Below are 23,196 nucleotides of genomic sequence, written 5' to 3'. Positions count from 1 at the left end.
GGCAGAGGCCCTCACTCCGCCCGGTGGGAGCCCGGGGTGTGGCCGAACGTGCGGCGGAACACCTCGATGAAGGCGCTGGTGGACGACCAGCCGCACTGGTGCGCCACCGAGGTCACCGGCGTCCGCCCGGTCAGGAGGATCAGGGCGTGGTGGAGACGGAGCTGCGTGCGCCACTGCGGGAAGGTCATGCCGAGGTCGCTGCGGAACAGCCGGGACAGGGTCCGGTCGCTCGCCCCGACCAGGCGGCCGAGTTCGGCGAGCGTACGACTGTCGCCCGGGTCGGCCCGGAGGATGTCGCACAGGGCGCGCAGCAGCGGGGCGGCGGGTGTCGGCAGGTGCAGCGGCTGCTGGGCCGAGGCTCGCAGCTGGTCGAGGAGCACGGCGCGGAGGCGGGCCCGTTCGGGGCGGTCGTCGCCCTCGGCCCGGGTGTAGGCGATGAGCAGTTCGCGCAGCAGCGGGCTGACGGCCAGCACGGTCGGTGTGTCCAGGCCGAGCGGATTCTCGGTGACGGGGAGCCCCACCAGGTGCAGATCGAGTTCGCCGTAGGCCCGGTGCGCGTGCACGGTGCCGGCGGGCACCCAGATGGCGCGCGTGGCCGGGGCGACCCAGGACCCCGCGCTGGTCGTGACGGTCAGCACTCCGCGGCCCGCGTAGACGATCTGGTGGTCGTCGTGCCGGTGGGCGTCGATCGAGCCGCCGGGAGCCAGCCGTCGGGTGCGGGTCGGAGCCACCGGATCGTGCCGGACGGCGGCCTGCGGTGTGACGGCCTGCCGGACGGAAGGCCGGTGGGTGGCAGCCCGGCCGCTGGACGCTTGGCGGATGTCCGTCATCATGTGGCAGTTTATCGAAAGCGCGACAGCGGCCCGGGGCCGGAACATGGCGGGATGCGAAGGAACACGCCGATCGTCCTGCTGTCCGTGGGCCATGCCTGTGTCGACATCTACCAGGGCTCCGTCGCGGCCCTGGTGCCGTTCTTCATCGCCGAGCGCTCCTACTCCCTCGCGGTCGCCTCGGGCATCGTGCTGGCCGCCTCGCTGCTCTCCTCCGTGGCGCAGCCGCTGTTCGGCGTACTCACCGACCGCTGGGCCATGCCGTGGCTTCTGCCGGTCAGCACGCTGCTCGGTGGTGCCGGCATCGCGCTCAGCGGGCTGAGCGGCTCCTATGCGCTCACCCTGGTGTTCGTCGCGCTGTCGGGTATCGGGGTGGCCGCCTACCACCCCGAATCCGCCCGGGTCGCCCGGATCGCCGGCCGGGGCAGTCACCGGGCGATGGGCTGGTTCTCCACGGGCGGCACGGTCGGCTTCGCGCTCGCCCCGCTCATGGTCGCCGCCGTGATGAGCGTCGGAGGGCTGCGCTGGACGCCGCTGTTGGTGCTGCCGGCCCTCGTCGGCGCCGCGTTGTGCCTGCCGGTCGTGCGCGTCCTTCAGCAGCGGCAGGCCGCCGCGCCCCCGACGCCGCCGCCGGCCGGGAGCGACGACGTCGCCTCCTTCGTGCGGCTGTCCCTGGCCGTGGTCTTCCGGTCGATCGCGTTCATCGGCCTGAGCACCTTCATCTCGCTGTACGTCCGGCAACGCCTGGGCGGCGGCACCGCCGTGGGGACCGCGGCCCTGTTCATGCTCTACCTCGGCAGCACGGTCGGCGCGGTGCTCGGCGGGTCCCTCGCCGCCCGGTGGGACCGGGTGGCGGTCGCGCGCTGGTCGTACCTGGCCACGGTCGCGGCCGTCGCGGGCGTGGTGTGGGTGCCCGGCCCGGCCGTCTTCCTGTTCCTCGCGCTGACCTCGGCCGGCCTGTACGTGCCCTTCTCGCTCCAGGTCACCCTCGGCCAGGACTACCTGCCCTCCCGGGTCGGCACCGCCAGCGGTATCACCCTCGGCCTGACCGTCAGCATCGGCGGCCTGGCAAGCCCCGCCGTCGGGGCGCTCGCCGACGCGACGTCCCTGCGGACCGCCCTGGCGCCGCTCGTGGCGATGCCCCTGCTGAGCTGGCTGTTCTTCCGCACCCTGCCCGAACCGGGTCTGCCGGGGGCGGAATTGCCCGGGGGCGTCGTCGCCGCGCGCTCCGGGAGCGGGGCGGCGAAACCCGGATGACCCGGGGCGGGGGTGCTCCTACGCTCACCCCATGGGCATGGGCGAGCAGCTGCTGAACGTGGTCGACGTCGAGGCGACCTGCTGGGACGGGCAGCCGCCGCCCGGCCAGGTGAGCGAGATCATCGAGATCGGCCTCACCGTCGTTGACCTGCGCGCGGGCCGACGGCTGGCCAGGCACCGGCTGTTGGTCCGGCCCGCGCGCTCGAAGGTCAGCCCCTTCTGCACGGAGCTGACCGGGCTGACGCAGGCGGAGGTGAACGGCGGCCTGCCCTTCGCCCAGGCCTGCCGGGTGCTGGCTGCCGAGCACCGTACCGGGCTCCTGCCGTGGGCGAGTTGGGGCGACTACGACCGTAACCAGTTCACGCGCCAGTGCCGGGCGGCGGGCGCGGAGTACCCCTTCGGGCAGCGGCACACGAATGCCAAGGTCGCCTTCACCGCCGCGTACGGGCTGCGCCGCCGCCCCGGCATGGCCCAGGCGCTGGAGGTGGCCGGTCTCCCGCTGGAGGGCCGCCACCACCGGGGCGACGACGACGCGTGGAATATCGCCGCCCTGGTGCTGGACCTGGCGGGGCGGGGGGACTGGCCGGCGGGGTAAGCCCTCGGCCGCGGACTCAGCGGCCCGCCTTCAGCACTTCCGCCACGACCGGGCCCGCCGCGTCGCCGCCGTGGCCGCCGGTCTGGACGACCGCCGCCGCCGCGAGGTCGTCGCTGAAGCCGGTGAACCAGCTGTTGGAGGTGTCCTGTCCGTCGACCTCCGCCGAACCCGTCTTGGCTCCCTTGTCGCCGCCCACCGAGGCCATCGCCTCCGCGCCGGTGCCCCAGGCGGCCGTGGCGCGCATCATCGTCTTGAGCTGCTGGGTGACGGAGGGCGACAGCGAGCGCGAGGCCTCTGCCAACTGCCGGTTGTCCAGGGACTTCGGGACGATGACCGGCTGGTTGAAGGTGCCGGTCATGGCGGTGGCGGTGATGGACGCCATGTTGAGGGCGTTCATCTGGACCGTGCCCTGACCGATGTACTGGGCGGCGGCCTCACCCTGCACTTCCTCCGGCACGCTGCCGTCGGTCGTGACGACACCGGACTTCCAGTCCAGACCGATCCCGAAGACCTCCCGCGCCTCCTTGGCGAGCGCCGAGTCGTCGTCGACGTCGTCGATCAGCTTGACGAAGGCGGTGTTGCACGACCTGGCGAAGCTCTGCGTGAACGTCGAGCCGTCCGGCAGCGAGAAGTGCTTCAGGTTGTGGATCGTGCGGGTGTAGTACCGGGCTTCCTTGGGGCACTCCGCCGCCCCGTTGGCCGTGACCAGGCCCTTCTCCAGCAGCATCGCCGCCGTCATGATCTTCAGCGTGGAGCCGGGCGCCTGCTTCCCCTGCATCGCCGCGTTGAACCCGGTCGCCGGGTTGTTGGCCACCGCGCGGATCGCCCCGGTGGACGGCTTCACCGCGACCACGGACGCCTCCGGGTACTTCTTCACCGCCCGTTCGGCCGCCGCCTGCGCGTCCGCGTCGATCGTCGTCCGCACCTCGCCGGGCTTGCCCTCGGCCAGCGTCAGAAGGTTGACGTCCGGCTGGGTCTCGTCGGCGGGCTCGATCCACGTCTCGATGCCGGGCGAACCGCCCGCGCTCTTACCGTACTTCTCGCGCAGCGTGTCCAGGATCGGCCCGAGCGAGGGGTACTCCTCCTTGGTCAGTACCTTCCCGTTGTGGTCGACGGCCTCGATCGTCGGCGTCGAGGCCTCGCCCGTCCTCAGCGTCGCGCCCTCCGTCAGCTGCGGGTGCACGACCGTCGGGGCCCAGTCGACCAGCGCCTTGCCCGTCGTCAGGCCGCGCACCACGGTCAGCTCCGAGGCGTACGACAGGGGCTTGGACTTCCCGTCGTACGAGACGGTCGCCTTGACCGTGTAGGGCACCTTCGTGCCGACCGCCGGGCCCGGGGTGATCTTCACCTTGCCGATGCGGGCGTCCTCGCCGTAGGAGGCGAGCACCGGTTCCGCGCCCGCCTCGTTGTTGGTGAGGAGCGACGCGGCCGTCGCGTCACCGGACGCCCACGCGTCGAAGAAGCCCTTCGACGTCTCCGCTATCTCCTCCGCGCTCGGCGGCCCCGTCTTCACCTTCGATGACTCGGACGCGCTCCGCGTACCGCCGTCCCCGCCGACGGTGTCCCCGAGCATGCTGTACGCCCCGTAGCCGATCCCGCCGGCCACCAGGACGAACGCTCCGCCGATCACGGCGACCTTCGCTCCACTGCGCATCTCGCAGTCCCCCTCCCCAGGAGACCCCTCGAACACGTTCAAGGGGCAACTGTGAGGAACCCTAAGGGCTTGTGGCGGGCGGTGAGGGCGTTGTTACCGGACCGGAATGCTTGGCCGGAAAGCGCTCTCCGCCGTGTGGCGGTCGCCCGTGGTGGGCAGACTGGCCGGGAATGCACGGGGGAGCGAGCGTCGGGGGGCGTGCGGCATGGGCATATGCGGGCGGGTGGCGGACCGGTGACGGCGTATCACATCAAGCGGCTGCCCCCCGAGATCCTGCCCGACGGAGCCTCCGTCACCTGGTCCGTGACCGGAGGCGGCACGGTCTCCCGGCTGTCCGGCGGCGTCGCAGTCTGGCCCGCCGCCGATGCCGAACGGTGGCGGAGAGCGGGGGTCCCGGCCGTGCTCGCCCCGGTCGCGGGCGGCTGGATCCTCGCCGCCCTGGTGGTGGTGGCGTACGTCCTCCTGTTCGGGATCTCCTCCGGGGCCGCGGTTTGGGGCGGAGGGGCCGGGACGGACTGGCTGAGGTACCCGGGCGTGGTCCTGCTGACCGCCCTGCCGTTCTGGTACCGGTACGTTCCGGTCGCGGCCGTTCCGGCCGCGCTGTACGTCGCCGCGGCGGCGGGGCTGTCCCTGGCCCGGCCCGGAGACTCCGACCGGCCGGCGACAGCCGGTCACCTGGTCGTCCTCGCCGTCTGCGCCGTGGCGCTCGCGGGAAGCAGCCTCCGGCTACGGTCCCGCGGGCGGCAGCGTGCCCTGGCCCTCGAAGCGGCCGGGAAGCGTCGCTTCCCGCTGCCCGACCGCGTCCCGGAATCGGACGGACATCGCGGTCACGCGCAGGTGTACCTCGGGCTGGCGCTCTGCCTCGTCGCCGTGGGGATCCTGACCGACGGCCTGGTCGCAGACCTGACCTCGGGCGGCGTCGGGTACGACGCCGTCGGGCAGCAGCGCATCGGCCTGGTGCTCCTCGTCGTCGGCACGACCTTCGGCGGCTGGGGCCATCTCGCCCACCGGGCTGCGCGGCGGCTGCACGAGAAGGAGCAGCCGGCCCTGATCGTGGGCGTGCGCGCCGGGGCCGACGGGCGCCACTGGATCTGCGCGGACGCCCGCACCCGCACCGCGCCGCCCCTGATCGCGTACATCCCCCGGACGAGAGACACCCGCGACCGGACGCGGCTCCTGGGCGGCGGCTCGGCGTACGGGGTGGGGAACGGGCACCACGACATCGACCCGAAACACGAGCCCTTCGAAGCGGTCCTGTACGGCACCCTCGCGGAGGGCGACGAGGTCGTCGTCGCCTACGCCTGCGCCGAATACCACCGCCACCAGGAGATGGGGCGGATGTACGCCACCGTGACCACGGCCCCGCTCCGGCCGGACCGCCGCCACCGGCTGGGCCCGTGGGAACCGGCGGACGGCGCCGCCCGGCAGCAGGAGCGGCTGCGCGAGGGCCGGGAGCGGGCGGAACGCCACCGGAGGGCACAGCGCGAGGCGGAGGAGCGCCGCAGGAACCCACCGCCCCGCCCGTCGCGCGGGTCGAGCGGGAGCGGCTCCGGCGACCGGCACAGCGGGGGCGGCTGCGGGTCCGGTTGCGGGTCGAGCTGCGGGGGCGGTTGCGGGGGCGACTGACCCCGGCTGAGCCCTGTGCGGCAACCCGTCGTGCCGGCCACCGCGCTGCCGCCCTGCCCTGTCGCCCTACTGCGCCCAGTCGAAGACGTCCGACTCCAGGTCGATCTGCGCGGTGCCGCCGCCGAGGTTGAGCCCGCCGACGCCGTCCTCCAGCTCGAAGACGTACGGGGTCAGCCCCTCGGGCATCCCCTGGCAGGGCATGATCGTTCCGCCCAGGTGCGAGGTTCCCTCGACGCACGACCAGAACTCCTGGAGCTGCTCGTCCTCGGAGGACCAGGCGGCCGTATAGCCGCCCGCGCCGTCCTCCGAAGGGGCGATGCCGGTGTTGGGGTCGCCGGTGCGCTCGCCGAGCCAGACGGTGGTCTCGGGCGCGCTGTCGTCCCAGGCGTTCTGGCCGCGGCTGTAGTGATCGCCGAGGTCGGCGGGGCGGATGTCGGCCGGAGGGCCGATGCGGGGCGCGGCGAACTCCTCGGCGGTGAGCCACAGGAGCGCGTGCGCGCCGCCGATGAGGTCTTCCAGGTCCCGGTGCTGAGGATGGCGCGCCGCGGCGGTCGCGGCCACCGCCGCGAGGAAGGGATCGGCGGCCTGCTCGGCGGTGGGCGCGGTGCCCTCCAGCAGCTCGGTGACGCCTTCGATGTCGTCGGCGACATGGTCGTCGGCCTGGAAGAAGGAGATGGCCACCAGGTCCTCGCCCTTGCGCCGGTAGTCCTCCGGCAGTTCGAGGGTGATGACGTGAATCATCGGCAGTCCGGTGACGGGGCTCCGCGGCCACGCGGCCGTCCCGATGCCGGGCGCACGACCGCCGCACCACCCGGCGACGCGGGCACCGGGCAGCTCGGTCTCGATGGGCTTGCCGGGGAGGACCGTCAACTTGTCCGCGGATTCCCCGAACGCCAGTTCGTACGCCTTCACTGTGTGCCTTCCCTTCGACTGCGACGGCGCTCAACCTACGCGAGGGCTCTGACACCCCGGCCGCGGTTGCCGACAACAGGCAGCCGGGGTCGGCCCGGTTGTGCCGACATCACCCCGTGAAAGTCCCCTGGTCACCCGCCTACCCTGCTCGGACACGACGAAGCGGTACGTCGGCTCGGCGCCGACGGGCAAGGGGGCGAGCCAGGTGGACGGCGAAGCGAACGGGGGCGCGTCCGCAGTGCGCGCCCCGGCGAACGCGGCTGCGGCCGGCGGCGGAGCGAGCGGGCTGGGGCCCCGCATGTCCATGCTGATGTCGTTGGCTCTCGGCCTGCTGCTGGGGGCGCTGTCGGCGATGGTGATGTTTCCGGCGGCGGAGCACCTGCGCTCCCTCCAGGACGGCGAGCGCGCCCAGGCGACCTTGCACACCAGCGGCGCGTGCATGGCGGGCCAGTGCGAGGTCGAGTTCGAGGCCGGCGGGCAGACCGTGGTGGCGGACCTCCCGGTGGGCAGTGGAGGCGGCAAGCGGTCCGTCGGCGCTCCCATGACCGTCCGGTACCAGGCGGACAACCCGCAGGTGGTCGCCCGCGAGGAGGACGTCGGGGGCGGCGGCGCGGCCCTGCTGGCGTGGATGTCGGGCGGGGCCGCCGCGCTCTTCCTGGTGCTTTCGGGGGCGGCCGCGATCTATCTGGCGCGACAGCGGCGCGCGTCATTGCGATGATGTGAGAGCGATGTGTGAATGCCGAATTGCCGGGCACCAGGACCTTCGCAACGAGGTTCTGGCGACATTCGGAACCGGGCGGTACCGGTGAGGTGCACTGAGGCCGTTGTGAAGCGCAGGCGCATACGCGTCTGAACTGACTTGACGATGGGAAACGAAAATGATCATCCTTGGGCTTATTCTGCTGATCATCGGCCTGCTTGTCGGTGTGGGGCTCCTGACGACCATCGGCGGCATTCTCATTCTGGTCGGTGCCATCCTGTGGATCCTGGGTGCGACCGGCCGCGCGGTGGGCGGGCGAAAGCATTTCTTCTGACCTTCGGGTCCACTCCTGACGGTCGGTCCGGAAGAGGGATCCGGGAATTCCGTCGAACGGACGGAATCCTGTGACATGCGGGCGGGCCGCGACGACGATGCGTCGCGGCCCGCCCGCATGTCGGCTCCTGGGCCGGTCACGCCGTTCTCCCGGCTACACCCACGTGTCCAGCCACATCCGGTCCCGCCACAGGTCCTCCGGGATCGAGGTCCCCGTGAACAGCGGGTGGAAGTAGATGAAGTTCCAGACGACCAGGAGCACCAGCACGCCCACCGCGATCGCCCCCAGCGTGCGGCGGCGTTCGCCGGTGGGGTCCTGGGTGGTGAGGCCCAGTTCGGCCCGGGCGCCCGTGCCCGTCGCGGGGCCCGCGATCGCGCCCAGCATCATCGTCACGGCCAGACACAGGAACGGGACGAAGACCACCGCGTAGAAGAGGAAGATCGTCCGCTCCTGGTAGAAGAACCAGGGCAGCCAGCCCGCCACCACACCGCAGGCGATCGCCCCCGCCCGCCAGTCGCGGCGGAAGAACCAGCGCCAGAGCACGTACGCGAGGGCGAAGCAGGCCAGCCACCACAGCAGCGGGGTGCCGATGGCGAGGACCTCGCTGGCGCACTTGCCGGTCGCCGACTCCGCGCAGCCCGCCTGCTCCTCGTAGTAGTACGACACGGGCCGGCCCAGCACGAGCCAGCTCCACGGGTTGGACTCGTAGGTGTGGCCCGAGGTCAGGCCGACGTGGAAGTCGTACACCTGGTTCTCGTAGTGCCACAGACTGCGCAGCCAGTCCGGGAACAGCCAGCTCCAGGAGGAGTCCTTGCCCTCGGTGGCCGCCCAGTTCCGGTAGTAGCCCTTGTCCGTGACGATCCAGCCGGTCCACGACACGACGTACGTGACGATCGCCACCGGCACCGTGGAGAGGAACGCGGGGACCAGGTCGCGGCGCAGCACCGCCTGGTACGGGTGCACGGCCCCTGCCGTGCGGCGTGCCCCGACGTCCCACAGGACCGTCATCAGGCCGAACGCGGCCAGGACGTACAGGCCGTTCCACTTCGTGGCGAAGGCCAGACCCAGCATCACGCCCGCCGCCAGCCGCCACGGCCGCCACCCCAGGCGCAGGGTCTCCGCGATCCGGGCGTCCGGGCGCAGCACCCCCTCCGCGTCGACCGGCAGCGCGTCGGCCAGTCGGCGGCGGGCATGGTCCCGGTCGGCCACCAGGCAGCCGAACGCGGCCAGCACGAAGAACATGACGATCAGGTCGAGCAGCGCGGTCCGGCTCATCACGAAGTGCAGCCCGTCCACCGCGAGCAGCAGCCCCGCCAGGCAGCCCAGGAACGTGGAGCGGAACAGCCGTCGCCCGATCCGGCAGAGGAGGAGCACGGAGATCGTGCCCAGCACCGCCACCATGAAGCGCCAGCCGAACGGCGTGAAGCCGAACAACTGCTCGCCCAGCCCGATGATCCACTTGCCGACCGGCGGATGCACCACATAGCCCGGGTCGGTCGGGATCGGGACGGACGAGGGGTCCTTCAGGATCAGTTTGTCGACGTCCTTGGGCCAGGACCCCTCGTATCCCTGGTTGACCAGCGCCCACGCGTCCTTCGCGTAATACGTCTCGTCGAATATCACCGCGTGCGGCTGGTCCAGCCGCCAGAAGCGCAGCAGCCCGGCGACCAGCGTCACCAGCAGCGGGCCGCCCCAGCCGGACCACCGCACCAGCCGGTCGGCGACGTGCGGCGGGATCGCGAGCACCGACCACACCTGCCGCCCGGGCCGGTTGTACGGCGGGTCCAGCCGGTCGCGGAGAGAGGTCTCCGGGCGGGGAACATGGCCGAAGCGGCGGAGCCGCCGTTGCCAGGAGGTCGGCTGTTCGCCGAGCGGGTCCCCGGCGTCTTGGCCCCGCTGGGTCTCGGGTGCGGTACTCGTCACCGCGCCATCGTAGGGAACGCATCTGTAGGAAGGGCGCTGCCCGTGCTGCGAGGATGGCTGATGTGACTGGAACGACTGGAACGCTCGTGCTCGCAGGGACCCCCATCGGTGACGTGGCGGACGCCCCGCCACGCCTCGCCGCCGAACTGGAGCGGGCCGACGTCGTCGCCGCCGAGGACACCCGGCGGCTGCGCCGGCTCACCCAGGCGCTCGGCATCCACACCTCGGGGCGTGTCGTCTCCTACTTCGAGGGGAACGAGTCGGCCCGTACGCCGGAACTCGTCGAAGCCCTGACCGGCGGCGCGCGTGTCCTGCTCGTCACGGACGCGGGCATGCCGTCCGTCTCCGACCCGGGCTACCGGCTCGTCGCCGCCGCCGTGGAGAAGGACATCCGCGTCACCGCCGTCCCGGGGCCCAGCGCCGTCCTCACCGCGCTCGCGCTCTCCGGGCTGCCCGTGGACCGGTTCTGCTTCGAGGGGTTTCTGCCGCGCAAGACCGGTGAACGGCTCTCCAAGCTCCGGGAGGTCGGGGACGAGCGGCGCACCATGGTCTTCTTCGAGGCCCCGCACCGGCTCGACGACACCCTCGCCGCGATGGCGGAGGTCTTCGGCGACGGGCGCCGCGCCGCCGTGTGCCGGGAGCTGACCAAGACGTACGAGGAGGTCAAGCGCGGTCCGCTCGGCGAGCTGGCCGTGTGGGCCGCCGACGGCGTACGCGGGGAGATCACCGTCGTCGTGGAGGGCGCCACCGACTCCGGCGACGAGGGGCTGGACGCCGAGGAGCTGGTGCGGCGCGTGCGGGTGCGCGAGGAGGCGGGGGAGCGGCGCAAGGAGGCGATCGCCGCGGTCGCCGCCGCCGCGGGCCTGCCCAAGCGGGACGTCTTCGACGCGGTGGTGGCCGCCAAGAACGCGGAGAAGGGCGCGGAGAAGAGCGCGGGGAAGGGCGAGCTGCCGAACCCGTAGCGCCCACGGCGTCTCGGTCAGCAGGCCGTAGCGCCTACGGCGTCTCGGTCAGCAGGCCGTAGCGCCTACGGCGTCTCGGTCAGCAGGCCGTACGCCGTCGCGACGAACGTGTCCGCCCGGTGCACCCGCCGCGTCGCCGTCGCCGCCACCGCGAGACCCGTGTCCGGGCGGAAGCCCAGGAACGCCTGCTGGCCGAGGGTCGCCCCCGCGTGGAAGAGGACCGGGCCGTACGGGGACGGGTGGTGGAACCACGTGAGCGTGTGCGTGTGCGCGTGCCGCAGGCCCCGCCGCAGCAGGGGGCGGGACACGTCGGCGAGCGCGGCGCCCAGCGTCGGGTCCCGGAGGTCGGGCCCGCCCGGCCGGTCCTCCAGATGCGCCTCCAGGAACGTCAGCAGGTCCAGCGGGGTCGCCCGGACCGCGCCCGCCGCCGTGAAGCCCCCGGTGTCCAGCGCGGGCACCGGCGTCCCGTCGCGGCGGTGGCCGACCGCCTCCGTGCCCTCCGGCCCCGGGCGCACCCGGGTCGCCGCCAGGCCCAGCGGAGCCAGCACCTGCTGGTGCAGCAGCACCTCCCACGGCGTGCCGGTGGCCGCCGCCAGGGTGTGGCCGAGGACCGAGACGGCGAAGTTCGAGTAGTGCCAGCGGGTCCCGGGCCGGTGGCGCGGGCGGGCCCGCAGGAAGGCCCGGACCACCCGGTCGGCCGGGTAGCCGCCGTACGGGTCGGTGGACCAGCGGGGCACCGCCTGCGGGTAGAAGTCGGCGGGCAGGCCCGGCAGCCCCGAGGTGTGGGTGAGCAGATGGCGCAGGGTGATCCGGCGCACCGCCGGGTGCACCGGGAGGCCCGGGGCCAGCAGGTCCGCCGCCCGGTCCGCGTACCGCACCCGGCCCTGCGCCACCAACCGGGCCAGCAGCAGCCCCGCGTACGGCTTCGACGCCGAGCCCAGCTCGTGGCCCAGCAGCTCACGGGGGACCGGGCCCGGCTCCCCGCTCCCCCCGGTGTGGACGGTGCGCACCCCGTTCCGGCTGACCGCGAGCACCAGGTCGGGCGCGTCGACCGCACCGGCGGCCTCGGCCAGGAGGCGTGCGGTGGCCGGGGAACCGGGGGTGTCCACGCGGACCGCCGTCGTGTCGGTCATGGCGGGGCCGGGGTGGCGGAGAGGTCGGACAGGGCCCGGGACATCGCGAGCGCCGAGGCGAACGCGGCGACGAGCGTCGGGTGGTAGACGAGGTCGAACACCGACTCCTCGTCGCCCTCCGGCATCCCGCCGACCACCGGCATCGCCCCGTCCGGCTGCTGGGCCTGCGCGAACCCCTGCCAGGCCGCCGGGTCCAGCGTCGGTCCGGGGAGGCACGCGTCGACGACCAGCAGCTCGCCCAGCAGGTCCCAGCGCTTCAGGTCCAGCCAGTCGTCCAGCCAGACCGGCAACCACAGCGCCAGGTACTCCGCGATGTCGGCCGGGAGCCCGGCCGGCTTCTCACCCCAGTCGGTGAGGTGGAAGACCGTGTGCGTGACGTCGTAGCCGATGTGGCCCTCGACCGTCCACGGCTCGGCCCGCCGCGCCAGCCAGGTGTGGGCCAGCGCCGCCGTCTCCGGGATGCTCGGCTCCACCCCGAAACGCCGCTCGATCGCGCTCAGGCCGAGCCGCCGCACCGGCAGCACCTCCAGCGCCGCCCAGCTGGCCAGCCGGTGGTTGAGCCGGATCGCGGACTCCAGGTCCGGCTGCCGGTAGCCCAGCTCCCGGAACGGTACGTAGACCTCCAGCGGCACCGGCGACAGCGGTTCACGCCGCTGGCCCTCCAGCAGCCGCGCACCGGAGTCCAGCAGTTCGTGCCAGGCGTGGTCCAGGAGCTTGTGGGCCAGGGAGGACTGCTGCGAGCCGGCCACGCCCTCGCGGAAGATGACCTTGCCGATCAGCGCCAGCTCGCCCAGCGGCTTGAAGCGGTCCAGCATCCCCGCCTCCGGGGACGGGTCGGCCTCCAGCCGGAACCCCTCCCGGTGTTCGTACAGCCAGCCCAGGGCCTTCGCCCCCACGTCGTGGATCTGCTGGATGCCGCTGCTCATGCGGTCCGCCTTTCCCGGTCGGGCACGGCCTCGCCGGCCCCGGCCGTCCCGCGCAGCGACCGCAGGGACAGGGCCGCGGCGAAGGCCGTCACGAGTGTGGAGTGGTAGCAGTCGATGAAGGGGTACGGGTCCGGGGCCGTCGCGTCCCGCACCGGAGGGCCGGTCTCCGGGACACAGCCGGTTCCGTGCTGTACGTCGGCGAGCACCGGCCACACCGCGTCCAGCAGCTCGACGGGCGCGGGGGCCGGCAACGACGCCGCCACCGCCAGCAGCTCGCCGGTGAGGTCCCACTGGCCGCTCTCCAGGCAGCCGTCGGCCCACGCGGGCAGCCAGGTCCGCAGATAGCCGTCGACCCCGGCGGGGACCCGGTCGGGCATCCGGCCCCAGTCCGTGAGGTGGAAGACGGTGTGGGTCAGCGCGTAGCCGGAGGAGCCCTCGAACATCCAGGGCTCCGACAGGCCGCCGAGCCAGGTCCGGGACAGGACCGCGCCCGCGTCGGTGTGGGGCACCACGCCGACCCGCCGCTCGGAGTTGACCAGGCCCAGCTGCCGGTTGGCGTGCTGCTCGGTGTGGGCCCAGGCACGGGTCGCGGTGAGCGGGCGGGCCAGGGCCTCGAAGCCCTCGTGGCGCAGCCCGTACCCGGCGAAGGCGGCGTAGATCTCGTACGGGTACGCGGCGAACGGCTCAACGCGCAGCAGCTCCAGCAGTAGCTCGCCCTCCTCCACCTGCTCCCAGGCGTACGTGACGAGATCCCCGGCCAGCTCGTGTTCCGGGCTGCCGGGGGCGGTGGTGCGGCGGATCGTGGAGCCGAGCTGGGCCAGCTCGCCCAGGGGTTTCAGCGTGGCGTTGACCTGGGTGTGAGGTTCCAGGACGTCGTCGGGGAGCGTGAAGTGCGCCCGGTGCGCGTCGGTCCAGGCGAGGGCTCCGGCCAGGACGCCGGGGAGGGCCGCGAGCGCGGCGCCGGGGGCCGGGCGCTCCCGGTGGGCCGCGGCCCCGGGCCCCGGCGCCCGGCGTCCCCGCGGGCCCTCGGCCGGACGGTCCTGGGAGGGGCCCTCGGTCGCGGTCGTGGTCACCGCGTCCTCGCCTCGGCCATCAGCCGGGCGGCCCGCGTATGGAGGGCGACCCGGGGGTCGTGGCCGCCCATCAGCTCGACGAAGTCCAGGCCGCGCTCCAGGCCCAGCGTCGCCGGTTCGCCGCCGATCGCCGCGAGCCAGCGCCCCGCGCCCGCCGCCTGGAGCCAGTCGCGCCGCCGGACCGCGCGGACGAAGCCGCGCGACAGGTCGACGGCCCGGCCCGTCGCGGCCTGCCGCACGGCCGAGGGGGCGGCCGGAACGGCCAGCGGCGCGAGGACCGAGAGCTGGTGGGTGAACGCCTGCCAGGGCGCCCCCTCCAGCCAGGCGGCGTCGGGCTCGGCGTACGTCGCGGGAGCGGCCGCGGCCGCACCCGGTGGAGGCGGCGCCAGCCGCTGGAGCGTGGAGATCATGTGCCAGTGGCTCCAGGCCGTCGCGGCCGGAGCGTCGGGCTTCGGCGGGAACTCCCGCACCGCCCGGTCGAGCACGGCGACGTCACCCGGGTGCGGGTGACGTCCGTAGAGAACACTGGGCAGCAGCAGGTCGGCCCCGATGACCCGTGCCGCCGCGATTCCGGTCCGATTTCCCTCGTCGATTCCCGCCGCGCCGCACACCGTGGCGAGGTGGTCCCCGCTCCGAAGAGCGAGGACCACCTCTGTTGCCAGGTCATGCACGGCGCCCGCGAGGGGCGACGAAGCATGTGTCTGGTCCATGTGCCGTCGACTAGCCCTTCTTCGGGCGCGGGGTCGGGGGCGAGAGCAGCAGCGCGCCGCCGCCCGCGAGAAGCGCGAGATAGGCGCATTCGCGGGAGTCGCGGTACAGGCCCTCGACCTCGCCCGGGTTGAGTGCGGCGTCGAGGTCGAGCTCGATGTCGGTGGCAGTGGTGTCCGTGGTGAACATGGGTTGTTCCCCGTCCTGTGGGAAATGGGGTGGACGTAATGAGTGAAAAGGAAGAAGAGGGGCGCCGCAAATCGGCGTGCGACATCCGGGGAAATCGCGATTTCAATTGAATGGTGAATTCACGGGGCGCGGGGAGCGGAAAAGCCCGGGGATTCAGGGAGGAGCAGCGGGCGGGCCGGGGTGGTGCGCCGGGCGCATTCAGGTCCGGCGCACGGCGCGCTCGGGGGCGCTCGGTGGTCGGGCGGGCCCGGCGGTCACGCTCCGCCCTCCCTTGGTCCCGTCCACTGCCATGCGTCGGCAAAGGGCCTCCAAAGGAGGCCAAGAACGCACCAATATTGGCTCCGAGCTGGTGCGTCCGTACGGGTGCAGGTGTCCACTGGAAGGGACGGGCCACCTGCTCGAAATTCCTCGGGCGGGCCGCCCGCCCCGGAGCGCGTGACCCGCGGCCACGAGGAGCAGGCATGAGCGAGATCGCAGCCACCACCGTCCATGAGGCGTATGCCTTCGCCTGCATGAAGTGCGGGTACGGCTGGGAGCAGTCCTACGAGATAGAGCACCATGTCGACGTCCACGGACACGCCTTCGTCGTCTACACGGCGGACGGCGAGCGTGTGCCGTCCCCGCTCTCCACGCCCACCTGCACGAACTGCGGCGGACACGTGGTGCGCATCATGCGGGCGGGGCGGGTCGCCGGCGTCCAGGAACTGCTGCGGAAGCAGCGGACGCCGCGCGCGGCGGAGGCCGCCGCGAAGGACCGGGCGGTGTCGACCGCCGCCACCCCGGTCCGCCACTGGCGCCTGTCCGACCTGCTCCACCCCTTCCACCGCAGGTGACACAGACCGACCACTGCGGGTGACGTGATCCTCCAGCGCGGATGGAGTGGGGCCTTCCGTCGCGGATGACGTACCCGGGTGGCTTCCCCAGCCGACGGTCGTACGAGGGTGGGGCCCTCGTACGATCGTCGGCATGAGCCGTACCGAAGCCCCGCCGCTGCCCGAGCCCCTGCGGGTTCCGGTCGCCGACTCCCACACCCACCTGGACATGCAGGACGCCACCGTCGAGGAGGCCCTCGCCCGGGCCGCAGCGGTAAACGTGACGGCCGTCGTCCAGGTCGGCTGCGACGTGACCGGCTCCCGCTGGGCCGCCGACACCGCGGCCGCGCACCCCGCCGTCCACGCCTCGGTCGCCCTGCACCCCAACGAGGCCCCGCGCATCGTCCACGGGTGCGTCGAGGGCACCGCCGGCACCGCGCGGCAGGGGGCGAGGGAGCCCGGTGGCAGGGCGGCGCTGGACGAGGCGCTGGCGGAGATCGACGCGCTGGCCGCCCTCGACCACGTACGCGGGGTCGGCGAGACGGGCCTGGACTTCTTCCGCACCGGACCCGAGGGCGTCGCCGCCCAGGAGGAGTCCTTCCGGGCCCACATCGAGATCGCCAAGCGGCACGGCAAGGCCCTGGTCATCCACGACCGCGACGCGCACGAGGACGTCCTGCGGGTCCTGCTCGACGCGGGCGCGCCCGAGCGGACCGTGTTCCACTGCTACTCCGGCGACGCCGACATGGCCCGGACCTGCGCGCGGGCCGGGTACTTCATGTCCTTCGCGGGCAACGTGACCTTCAAGAACGCCCAGCCGCTGCGGGACGCCCTGGCCGTCGCCCCGACCGAGCTGGTCCTCGTCGAGACGGACGCCCCTTTCCTCACCCCCGCCCCGTACCGGGGGCGGCCCAACGCGCCGTACCTCATCCCGGTCACGCTCCGCGCCATGGCCGAGGTGAAGGGTCTGGACGAGGACGTGCTGGCCGCCGCGGTCTACGACAACACCGCGCGCGCGTTCGATTTCTGACCCTCGGGCGTGCCCGGCTTCCGCCCTTCGGGCGGGTCCGGCTTCCGACCGGCGGGCCGGGCCCCGCGGGCACGCCTGGTGGCCGGGTCGCGCCGCGGCCGTAGGCTTACCGGGTGAGCAGCACAGAGCCCGACGCCCTCCTGGGCCCCGCAGACATCCGCGACCTGGCCGCGAAGCTGGGCGTACGCCCCACCAAGCAGCGCGGTCAGAACTTCGTCATCGACGCCAACACCGTCCGCCGCATCGTGCGCACGGCCGAGGTCCGCCCGGACGACACCGTCGTCGAGGTCGGCCCCGGGCTCGGCTCGCTGACCCTGGCGCTGCTGGAGGCGGCGGACCGCGTCGTCGCGGTCGAGATCGACGACGTGCTCGCCGCCGCGCTGCCCGCCACGGTCCGGGCCCGGATGCCGGAGCGCGCCGACCGCTTCGCCCTGGTCCACTCCGACGCGATGCTGGTCACCGAACTGCCGGGCCCGGCCCCGACCGCGCTCGTGGCGAACCTCCCGTACAACGTGGCGGTGCCCGTCCTGCTGACCATGCTGGAGCGCTTTCCCAGCATCGAGCGGACCCTCGTCATGGTCCAGGCCGAGGTCGCCGACCGGCTGGCCGCCCGCCCCGGCAACAAGGTCTACGGCGTGCCGTCGGTGAAGGCCAACTGGTACGCCGAGGTCAAGCGCGCCGGGTCCATCGGCCGCACCGTCTTCTGGCCCGCCCCGAACGTCGACTCCGGGCTCGTCTCCCTGGTCCGGCGCACCGAGCCCATCGCCACCACCGCGAGCCGCGCCGAGGTCTTCGCCGTCGTGGACGCCGCCTTCGCCCAGCGCCGCAAGACCCTGCGCGCCGCGCTCTCCGGCTGGGCGGGCTCCGCGCCCGCCGCCGAAGCGGCGCTCGTCGCCGCCGGGGTCTCCCCGCAGGCGCGCGGGGAGGCGCTCACGGTGGAGGAGTTCGCGGCGATCGCGGAGAACAAGCCGGAGGTGTCGGAATGAGCGCCGCCGTCACCGTCCGCGTCCCCGCCAAGGTCAACGTCCAGCTGGCCGTGGGCGCCGCCCGCCCCGACGGCTTCCACGACCTGGCCAACGTCTTCCTCGCGGTCGGCCTGTACGACGAGGTCACCGCGGTCCCCGCCGACCGACTGCGCATCACCTGCTCGGGCCCGGACGCCGCCCGGGTCCCGCTGGACACCACCAACCTCGCCGCCCGCGCCGCCCTCGCGCTGGCCGAGCGGTACGACGTCGAACCCGCCGTCCACCTGCACATCGCCAAGGACATCCCGGTCGCGGGCGGCATGGCGGGCGGCAGCGCCGACGGGGCCGCCGCGCTCGTCGCCTGCGACGCCCTGTGGGGGACCGGCGCGAGCCGCGACGAGCTGCTGGCCATCTGCGCGGAGCTGGGCAGCGACGTGCCGTTCAGCCTGGTCGGCGGGGCCGCGCTCGGCACCGGACGCGGCGAGAAGCTGACCCCGATCGAGGTCGGCGGGACCTTCCACTGGGTCTTCGCCATGGCCGACGGCGGCCTCTCCACGCCCGCCGTGTACGGGGAGTTCGACCGCCTCACGGCCGACACCGAGGTCCCGGAGCCCACCGCGTCCCCCGTCCTCCTCGCCGCCCTGCGCTCCGGCGACTCCGGCGCACTCGCCAAGGCCCTGGGCAACGACCTCCAGCCCGCCGCGCTCTCTCTGCGCCCCTCCCTCGCCGCGACCCTGGCCGCGGGCGCCGAGGCGGGGGCCCTGGCCGCCCTGGTCTCCGGGTCCGGGCCGACGACGGCGTTCCTGGTGGCGGACGAGGCGGCGGCCGAGAAGGTGGCGGCCGCGCTGCTGGCGTCCGGGACCTGCCGCGACACGCGTGTGGCGGCCTCGTCCGCGCCGGGCGCACACGTCATCTGAGCTCCCGGCCCCCTCGTACTCACCCAGGATCTGAGTACGGCCGCGCTGCAGCGCCCCGCCCGGCCCGCGCGACCGTACGCCCATGGGATCAAGTGTTCGTGAACTGGCCGGGGCGACGCCCGCCACCCGGGACCGCTACGTCGACCTCCTGCGGGTCGCCTCGCTCGGCGCGGTCGTGCTCGGCCACTGGCTGATGGCCGCCGTCACCCCCGACGGGGTGGGCAACCTGCTCGCCGTCGTCCCGGAGCTCCAGCCGCTGACCTGGCTGCTCCAGGTCATGCCGGTGTTCTTCTTCGTCGGCGGCTTCTCCCACGCGCTGTCCTACCGCTCCCTGCTCCGCAAGCGACCCGAGGCCGCCTCGGAGGTCTCCACGGGCTCCGTCTACTCGGCCTTCCTGCGCGCCCGCCTCCAGCGGCTGCTGCGCCCGACCATGGTCTTCGTCCTGGTGTGGGGTGCGGCGGCGCTCCTGGTCCAACTCCTCGGCGGGGGCGGCGGACTGACCGGCGTCACCCTGCGCATGGTGACCCAGCCGCTCTGGTTCATCGGCATCTACCTGGCGATGGTCGCGTTCACCCCGCCGCTGCTGAAGCTGCACGAGAGGCACGGCTGGGGGGCCTTCGCCGGACTGGCCGGGGCGGCGCTCGCGGTGGACCTGCTGCGCTTCGCGGCCGGAGTGCCGTACGTCGAGTTCCTCAACTTCGCGTTCGTCTGGCTGGCCGTCCACCAGCTCGGCTTCCTGCGCGCCGACGGCCGCATCCGCCGCCCCGCGCTCCTCGCCGGGGCGGGCCTGGCCACCGCCGGCGCGCTGGTGGCCTTCGGGCCGTACCCGCTGTCCATGGTCGGGATGCCCGGCGAGAAGGTCAGCAACATGGCCCCGCCCACCCTCGCCCTGCTCTGCCACGGCCTCTGGCTCGTCGGCGCGGTCGAACTGCTCCGCGCCCCGGCCGCCCGCCTGCTGGAGCGCCCCCGGGTCTGGCGCACGGTGGTGGCGGCCAACGGGGTGGCGATGACCGCGTTCCTCTGGCACCTCACCGCGATGTTCGGGGTGTACGGGGCGCTGCTCGCCCTCGACGTCGAGCTGCCCGAACCGGCGTCGGCCGCCTGGTGGGCCCAGGTCCCGCCGCGGCTCGCCCTCGCGGCGGTCCTCACCGCCGGGCTCGTCGCCGCCTTCCGCGCTGTCGAACGTCCGGTCCCCGCTCCACCCGGAGCCGCCGGAGCCGCCGGGGCCACGGGAGCCGGCCCCCTCGCCGCCCTCGGCGCGACGCTCTGCCTGCTCGGCGTGCTGGGCCTGTCCATGGTCGGCTTCGGCGGCCTGCTGGACGGCCGTACCGCCCTGCTGATCGCGATCCCCGTCAGCGCACCGGCCGCCGTCGCGATGACCCTGGGCGGCTGGCTGCTGGTGGAGCGGGCGGGGCGGGGGCCGGGGCGCGATGGGCTTCAGCGGCCGTAGTGGTACCGGCAGGCGGCGATCCCGCCCCTACACCGCCCGGGGCGCCTCGCAGCCGTGGTTCTCCGCCGAGCGCTCGGCGAAGCGCTGGAGGGCCGCCCGCAGCCCCCGGTGGTCCACGACCGGCGCCGCGAGCTTCCGGTCGTTCTCGTCGCCGAGGGTGTCCACCTCGTACAGGGCGGTCCCGCCCGCGCCGGGACATCGGGCGGCCAGCGCATAGTGCCCGGTCGGCGCGTCCGGGCCCCTGCGGGCGGCGGCGTCGCGGTCCAGCCGGGTGTCCAGCCGGAAGTGCGCATCCCGGGCGGACGGCCCGTAATAAGCGGTGAACCCGTACAGGAACGCACCGCGCAGACCGCCCAGGACGCAGTTCTCCAGAGGCGCCGGGGCCGCCGTGATCTCCTGCACCGTGCGCACGCCCCACCGGGCGGCCGTCTTCCCGTCCAGCAGGCCCGCGCAGCTTCCCGTGGCCGCGGCGACGGGTTTGTGGTCCCTGCGGTTCGTCGTGACGCCGACCTGCTTCACCCGCCCGCCGACCGGAGCCGCACATCCGGTGCGCCGGGCGTACGCCGAGGCCGTCTCCGTGAGGACGGCGACGAGCCGCTCCCGGGGCACCGGGTCGTCGAAACCACCGCGGCCGAGGTCGGCCTCCGCCGTCATCAGCTGCCCATGACCGGACTCCTTGCCGCAGTTCAGCATCAGGACGGCCCTCGCCTCGTCCCTGTCCTCGCTGTCCGGGTCGAACCGGAAGGAACCGGTCCAGCCGTGGCCCAGGGGGGCGTCGAACCCGTCGGAGTCCTCCAGGTTCGTCATGCGTTCCGTCCTCCCGGCCCACAGCACCAGGCCGGCGTCCGTGTCGTCGTCGGCCGCGCTGACCGTGCAGTGCCGGCGGTCGCCCCAGCGGGCCGACGAGGTCAGGGATACGCCGTCGAACAGCTCCCGTACCGCCCCGGCCGCCAGATCACCGTCGCAGGCCGTGTCCAGGGCCCGGTCGTCGCGCCAGGAGTCGTAGCCGCCGGAGACCCAGAAGAGTCCTCCCGCCAGCACCGCCGCGGTCGTGGTCCAGGCCGCCGTGCGCCGCACCGATCGCCTGCGCCGGGAACGGACGTCGCTCACTTCCACACCTTTCCGAGGACCTTCGCCGCACGGCAGCCGGACGAGGTCAGATACGCGTCGAGGATCCCGTCGGCCCGGTCGGCCGCGAGAGCGGCCGCGGCCGTCGTCACCGTCACCCGGCTCAGCGTCCGGGCCCCCGAGCACGAGGACTCGGCCCAGACGGCCAGCGTGTACGACTCCCCACCGCTCCCCGGCTCCGGGGCCAGGGACAGTGCGGCCAGCTCGGCCCCGTACGCCGTGCGCGCCTCGGGCAGCAGCGGCCCCCGCCAGCTCACCGAACTCACCTCGGCGAAGTGGTCCAGCCGATTCGCCGGCTTCGCACGCGGCACCCTCAGGGAGCAGGCGTCCGCGTCGTCGGCCGTGACGCCGTCAGGTTCCCGGTCGTCGCGCCCCCGGGTCCTGCCGTCGAGCATCCCGGGCCGGAACCAACGGCAGGCCTGCGGGACCTCGTCGGAGTTCTCGGAGTCCTCCGCCTCGGGCCCCGGCGGCGGCCGTACGTCCGAGGGCTCCACCGCCGTACCTCCGCAGCGGCCGCGGTCTCGCACGTGGTTGGCGACCGTCGCCACCGCATCGCCCAGCTCCTCCGCCGCCCGCACGCCCCGCGACCCGTCCGCCCCGAACGAGGCATGGACGCGGAAGCGCGTCACCGGCCGGGGATAGCCGGGCAGACCGGCCGGGCAGGCGGCGGTGACCTGAGTGGTGGCGGTCCGGTACGCGGTGGCCCAGTCGGGTTCCTTCGCGGCCGCCGTGGAGAGGACGTCCCGGAGCCGTACGCCGGACAGCGGAACGTCCAGCACCGGCACCGCCGCGAGATCCAGCGTGCCGTCCTCGCCCCAGGACAGCGAGCACCGCAGCAGGGTGCGCGGTCCCCGCCCGGACGGCCCGGTCAGGTCCAGGTCGTCGCGCAGCTCCCAGGTCTCGTCCCCGGGCAGCAGGCCACGCACCGCCTCGCGCGGCAGGACACCCCCGCACGCCGTGTCCAGCACGTCGGCGTTATGGGCGTCGCGCCGCTCGGACCGGACGAGGAGGAACCCGGCCGCCAGCACCGCGGCGAGCACCACGGCGGTCGCCTTCGGCAGCACCCGGTGACCGATGAACCGTTCCCATGCCGTTGCCGCCACTCCGACCCCCCTGGCCCCATGATCAGTCGGCGCACGCTACCGCATGTCCTGCCTCCCCCGGCGAGCACGGGGGCCGCCGAGCGCGGCTCACCGACCCGTCATCGGCGGAGCTCCAGGGTCTTCTTCGCCAGTTCGAACGCCGGAAGCATCGCCACGTGCTCCTCGGAGTCCATTCCGCCCAGGTGCACCACGACCGGACCGTCGGGCGTCACGACGGCGAAGGCGCGCTCCTTCTTCGGCTCGTCCAGCAGTTCGCTGTGGCCGGTGTATCCGACCTCGGCGGCCGCGAGCGCACCGACCGTCACCTGCGTGTAGACGGCCTCGCTCACATTCGGGGCATCCGCCACGAAGGCCTTCAGAACCGCGCGCGGGTCGTCCTCGGACGCCTCGCCCCGCCACACCCGGAGGAAGCCGATGTTCCCCGCCGGTTTGGCGTCGATCTCGCAGACCACCTTCACCGTGCCCTGCTCGGCGAGGTCGGCCAGCTCCTCGGCCAGCTCGGGGTCCAGCCCGGAGCCCAGGTCCATCGAGGCCCCCCGCGGCTTCCAGTGCGCGGCGATGTCGAAGGTCACCGGCAGGTCGCACGCCGACCCCGCGCCTCCGACCCGCCCGCCCTTCTCCGCCGCCTTCGTGGCGTCCGCCCCGGCCTCGTCCGCCCCGGTCTTCTCCGCCCCGGCCCCGGCCCCGGCCGGGGCCGGGGCGGGTGTGCTGCTGACCGCCGGTCCGCCCGGGCCCCCGTCGCCCGCCCCGGTCGACGACGAACAGCCGGCCAGTGTCACCGCCGCCAGGGCCGCCGGTATCAGGCCCCGTGCCGCTCCACGCGCCCTCGTCATGAAGTCCCCACCCCGCATGTCTTCCGCACCGCTCCGACCCCGGGCCGCTCCCGTGATCGATCGCGGCACGTTATCGCGCTCCGCGCGGCGACTACTCTGGTACGTCGAGCGGTCCTCACCGCAGGGACCCCCGGGA

At 73.8% G+C, this 23,196-nt stretch carries 23 protein-coding genes; 11 read left to right on the top strand and 12 right to left on the bottom strand.

What is annotated here, in order from left to right; genetic code table 11:
* Positions 1–11 precede the first annotated feature (11 nt).
* Complete coding sequence (locus ACH4RG_RS24125) at positions 12–833, bottom strand: AraC family transcriptional regulator (protein WP_397920994.1); 822 nt, start codon at positions 831–833, stop codon at positions 12–14.
* Between the two features lie 51 nt (positions 834–884).
* Between ACH4RG_RS24125 and ACH4RG_RS24120 the strand changes: the two genes are divergently transcribed.
* Complete coding sequence (locus ACH4RG_RS24120; protein WP_398540231.1) at positions 885–2,087, top strand: MFS transporter; 1,203 nt, start codon at positions 885–887, stop codon at positions 2,085–2,087.
* Positions 2,088–2,118: 31 nt separating this feature from the next.
* Positions 2,119–2,682: an exonuclease domain-containing protein gene (locus ACH4RG_RS24115; RefSeq protein WP_398540230.1), complete on the top strand. Its 564-nt coding sequence runs from the start codon at positions 2,119–2,121 to the stop codon at positions 2,680–2,682.
* A gap of 16 nt (positions 2,683–2,698) precedes the next feature.
* Here ACH4RG_RS24115 and ACH4RG_RS24110 read toward each other — a convergent pair whose 3' ends face one another.
* On the bottom strand, positions 2,699–4,336 hold the full coding sequence (locus ACH4RG_RS24110; protein ID WP_397920998.1) for a penicillin-binding transpeptidase domain-containing protein: 1,638 nt from the start codon (positions 4,334–4,336) through the stop codon (positions 2,699–2,701).
* Between the two features lie 234 nt (positions 4,337–4,570).
* Here ACH4RG_RS24110 and ACH4RG_RS24105 point away from each other — a divergent pair, with 234 nt between their 5' ends.
* On the top strand, positions 4,571–5,962 hold the full coding sequence (locus ACH4RG_RS24105; RefSeq protein ID WP_398540229.1) for a hypothetical protein: 1,392 nt from the start codon (positions 4,571–4,573) through the stop codon (positions 5,960–5,962).
* Positions 5,963–6,028: 66 nt separating this feature from the next.
* On the opposite strand, the gene ACH4RG_RS24100 is transcribed toward ACH4RG_RS24105, so the two are convergent.
* Positions 6,029–6,874 carry a hypothetical protein gene (locus ACH4RG_RS24100; protein ID WP_398540228.1) on the bottom strand — a complete coding sequence of 282 codons (846 nt, stop codon included), beginning with the start codon at positions 6,872–6,874 and terminating at the stop codon, positions 6,029–6,031.
* Positions 6,875–7,178: 304 nt separating this feature from the next.
* On the opposite strand from ACH4RG_RS24100, the gene ACH4RG_RS24095 reads away from it, so the two are divergent.
* Both ACH4RG_RS24095 and ACH4RG_RS24090 read left to right on the top strand, forming a co-directional pair.
* Positions 7,179–7,592 (top strand): hypothetical protein, encoded by a 414-nt coding sequence (locus tag ACH4RG_RS24095; RefSeq protein WP_397921746.1) that lies wholly within the window; start codon positions 7,179–7,181, stop codon positions 7,590–7,592.
* A 160-nt stretch (positions 7,593–7,752) separates the two neighbouring features.
* The gene (locus ACH4RG_RS24090; protein WP_397921004.1) at positions 7,753–7,908 is read left to right on the top strand and encodes a hypothetical protein; all 156 of its coding nucleotides are present in this window, start codon (positions 7,753–7,755) and stop codon (positions 7,906–7,908) included.
* Between the two features lie 153 nt (positions 7,909–8,061).
* Here the strand turns inward: ACH4RG_RS24090 and ACH4RG_RS24085 are convergent, their stop codons facing one another.
* Entirely contained in the window at positions 8,062–9,831 is a 1,770-nt protein-coding gene (locus tag ACH4RG_RS24085) for a dolichyl-phosphate-mannose--protein mannosyltransferase (protein WP_398540227.1), read from the bottom strand.
* A gap of 53 nt (positions 9,832–9,884) precedes the next feature.
* Between ACH4RG_RS24085 and rsmI the strand changes: the two genes are divergently transcribed.
* A complete protein-coding gene (rsmI, locus tag ACH4RG_RS24080; RefSeq protein WP_398162930.1) occupies positions 9,885–10,793 on the top strand; it encodes a 16S rRNA (cytidine(1402)-2'-O)-methyltransferase in 909 nt (302 codons plus the stop codon).
* 65 nt (positions 10,794–10,858) lie between these two features.
* Here the strand turns inward: rsmI and ACH4RG_RS24075 are convergent, their stop codons facing one another.
* From ACH4RG_RS24075 to ACH4RG_RS24055, 5 genes are read right to left on the bottom strand one after another with little or no spacing between them, the layout of a single operon-like run.
* Positions 10,859–11,926: a serine hydrolase domain-containing protein gene (locus ACH4RG_RS24075; RefSeq protein WP_397921010.1), complete on the bottom strand. Its 1,068-nt coding sequence runs from the start codon at positions 11,924–11,926 to the stop codon at positions 10,859–10,861.
* Entirely contained in the window at positions 11,923–12,852 is a 930-nt protein-coding gene (locus ACH4RG_RS24070; RefSeq protein ID WP_398540226.1) for a DUF6895 family protein, read from the bottom strand. Before ACH4RG_RS24070 ends, ACH4RG_RS24075 begins: the two co-directional genes overlap by 4 nt.
* Complete coding sequence (locus tag ACH4RG_RS24065) at positions 12,849–13,925, bottom strand: DUF6895 family protein (RefSeq protein WP_398540225.1); 1,077 nt, start codon at positions 13,923–13,925, stop codon at positions 12,849–12,851. Before ACH4RG_RS24065 ends, ACH4RG_RS24070 begins: the two co-directional genes overlap by 4 nt.
* The gene (locus ACH4RG_RS24060) at positions 13,922–14,635 is read right to left on the bottom strand and encodes a hypothetical protein (protein ID WP_397921016.1); all 714 of its coding nucleotides are present in this window, start codon (positions 14,633–14,635) and stop codon (positions 13,922–13,924) included. Before ACH4RG_RS24060 ends, ACH4RG_RS24065 begins: the two co-directional genes overlap by 4 nt.
* A 10-nt stretch (positions 14,636–14,645) precedes the next feature.
* Positions 14,646–14,822 (bottom strand): hypothetical protein, encoded by a 177-nt coding sequence (locus ACH4RG_RS24055; RefSeq protein ID WP_007455151.1) that lies wholly within the window; start codon positions 14,820–14,822, stop codon positions 14,646–14,648.
* Between the two features lie 461 nt (positions 14,823–15,283).
* Here ACH4RG_RS24055 and ACH4RG_RS24050 point away from each other — a divergent pair, with 461 nt between their 5' ends.
* From ACH4RG_RS24050 to ACH4RG_RS24030, 5 genes are all read left to right on the top strand, one after another.
* On the top strand, positions 15,284–15,655 hold the full coding sequence (locus tag ACH4RG_RS24050; protein WP_398540224.1) for a hypothetical protein: 372 nt from the start codon (positions 15,284–15,286) through the stop codon (positions 15,653–15,655).
* A 133-nt stretch (positions 15,656–15,788) separates the two neighbouring features.
* A complete protein-coding gene (locus tag ACH4RG_RS24045; protein WP_397921020.1) occupies positions 15,789–16,664 on the top strand; it encodes a TatD family hydrolase in 876 nt (291 codons plus the stop codon).
* A 113-nt stretch (positions 16,665–16,777) separates the two neighbouring features.
* The gene (rsmA, locus tag ACH4RG_RS24040) at positions 16,778–17,650 is read left to right on the top strand and encodes a 16S rRNA (adenine(1518)-N(6)/adenine(1519)-N(6))-dimethyltransferase RsmA (protein WP_397921022.1); all 873 of its coding nucleotides are present in this window, start codon (positions 16,778–16,780) and stop codon (positions 17,648–17,650) included.
* A complete protein-coding gene (locus ACH4RG_RS24035) occupies positions 17,647–18,546 on the top strand; it encodes a 4-(cytidine 5'-diphospho)-2-C-methyl-D-erythritol kinase (protein ID WP_397921024.1) in 900 nt (299 codons plus the stop codon). Before rsmA ends, ACH4RG_RS24035 begins: the two co-directional genes overlap by 4 nt.
* A gap of 82 nt (positions 18,547–18,628) precedes the next feature.
* Positions 18,629–19,996, top strand: a complete 1,368-nt coding sequence (locus ACH4RG_RS24030; RefSeq protein WP_397928345.1) for an acyltransferase — start codon at positions 18,629–18,631, stop codon at positions 19,994–19,996.
* Positions 19,997–20,023: 27 nt separating this feature from the next.
* Here the strand turns inward: ACH4RG_RS24030 and ACH4RG_RS24025 are convergent, their stop codons facing one another.
* The 3 genes from ACH4RG_RS24025 to ACH4RG_RS24015 form a co-directional block, all read right to left on the bottom strand.
* On the bottom strand, positions 20,024–21,106 hold the full coding sequence (locus ACH4RG_RS24025) for a hypothetical protein (protein WP_397921028.1): 1,083 nt from the start codon (positions 21,104–21,106) through the stop codon (positions 20,024–20,026).
* Complete coding sequence (locus tag ACH4RG_RS24020; protein WP_397921030.1) at positions 21,103–22,227, bottom strand: hypothetical protein; 1,125 nt, start codon at positions 22,225–22,227, stop codon at positions 21,103–21,105. Before ACH4RG_RS24020 ends, ACH4RG_RS24025 begins: the two co-directional genes overlap by 4 nt.
* Before the next feature lie 98 nt (positions 22,228–22,325).
* Entirely contained in the window at positions 22,326–23,060 is a 735-nt protein-coding gene (locus tag ACH4RG_RS24015) for a lipoprotein (RefSeq protein WP_398540223.1), read from the bottom strand.
* Positions 23,061–23,196: the final 136 nt, after the last annotated feature.

It is taken from the genome of Streptomyces sp. NPDC021019, from assembly GCF_044333295.1.
Classification (GTDB): Bacteria; Actinomycetota; Actinomycetes; order Streptomycetales; family Streptomycetaceae; genus Streptomyces.
Note: the sequence above shows the minus strand (reverse complement) of the source record. Positions and strands in the feature narration are given on the sequence as shown.

Excerpts from the sequence above, each read along its gene's own strand:
- ACH4RG_RS24125 (WP_397920994.1), bottom strand. The coding sequence starts at position 833 with ATGATGACGGACATCCGCCAAGCGTCCAGCGGCCGGGCTGCCACCCAC.
- ACH4RG_RS24120 (WP_398540231.1), top strand. The coding sequence starts at position 885 with ATGCGAAGGAACACGCCGATCGTCCTGCTGTCCGTGGGCCATGCCTGT.
- ACH4RG_RS24115 (WP_398540230.1), top strand. The coding sequence starts at position 2,119 with ATGGGCATGGGCGAGCAGCTGCTGAACGTGGTCGACGTCGAGGCGACC.
- ACH4RG_RS24110 (WP_397920998.1), bottom strand. The coding sequence starts at position 4,336 with ATGCGCAGTGGAGCGAAGGTCGCCGTGATCGGCGGAGCGTTCGTCCTG.
- ACH4RG_RS24095 (WP_397921746.1), top strand. The coding sequence starts at position 7,179 with ATGCTGATGTCGTTGGCTCTCGGCCTGCTGCTGGGGGCGCTGTCGGCG.
- ACH4RG_RS24090 (WP_397921004.1), top strand. The coding sequence starts at position 7,753 with ATGATCATCCTTGGGCTTATTCTGCTGATCATCGGCCTGCTTGTCGGT.
- rsmI (WP_398162930.1), top strand. The coding sequence starts at position 9,885 with ATGGCTGATGTGACTGGAACGACTGGAACGCTCGTGCTCGCAGGGACC.
- ACH4RG_RS24075 (WP_397921010.1), bottom strand. The coding sequence starts at position 11,926 with ATGACCGACACGACGGCGGTCCGCGTGGACACCCCCGGTTCCCCGGCC.
- ACH4RG_RS24070 (WP_398540226.1), bottom strand. The coding sequence starts at position 12,852 with ATGAGCAGCGGCATCCAGCAGATCCACGACGTGGGGGCGAAGGCCCTG.
- ACH4RG_RS24060 (WP_397921016.1), bottom strand. The coding sequence starts at position 14,635 with ATGGACCAGACACATGCTTCGTCGCCCCTCGCGGGCGCCGTGCATGAC.
- ACH4RG_RS24055 (WP_007455151.1), bottom strand. The coding sequence starts at position 14,822 with ATGTTCACCACGGACACCACTGCCACCGACATCGAGCTCGACCTCGAC.
- ACH4RG_RS24050 (WP_398540224.1), top strand. The coding sequence starts at position 15,284 with ATGAGCGAGATCGCAGCCACCACCGTCCATGAGGCGTATGCCTTCGCC.
- ACH4RG_RS24045 (WP_397921020.1), top strand. The coding sequence starts at position 15,789 with ATGAGCCGTACCGAAGCCCCGCCGCTGCCCGAGCCCCTGCGGGTTCCG.
- ACH4RG_RS24035 (WP_397921024.1), top strand. The coding sequence starts at position 17,647 with ATGAGCGCCGCCGTCACCGTCCGCGTCCCCGCCAAGGTCAACGTCCAG.
- ACH4RG_RS24030 (WP_397928345.1), top strand. The coding sequence starts at position 18,629 with ATGGGATCAAGTGTTCGTGAACTGGCCGGGGCGACGCCCGCCACCCGG.
- ACH4RG_RS24015 (WP_398540223.1), bottom strand. The coding sequence starts at position 23,060 with ATGACGAGGGCGCGTGGAGCGGCACGGGGCCTGATACCGGCGGCCCTG.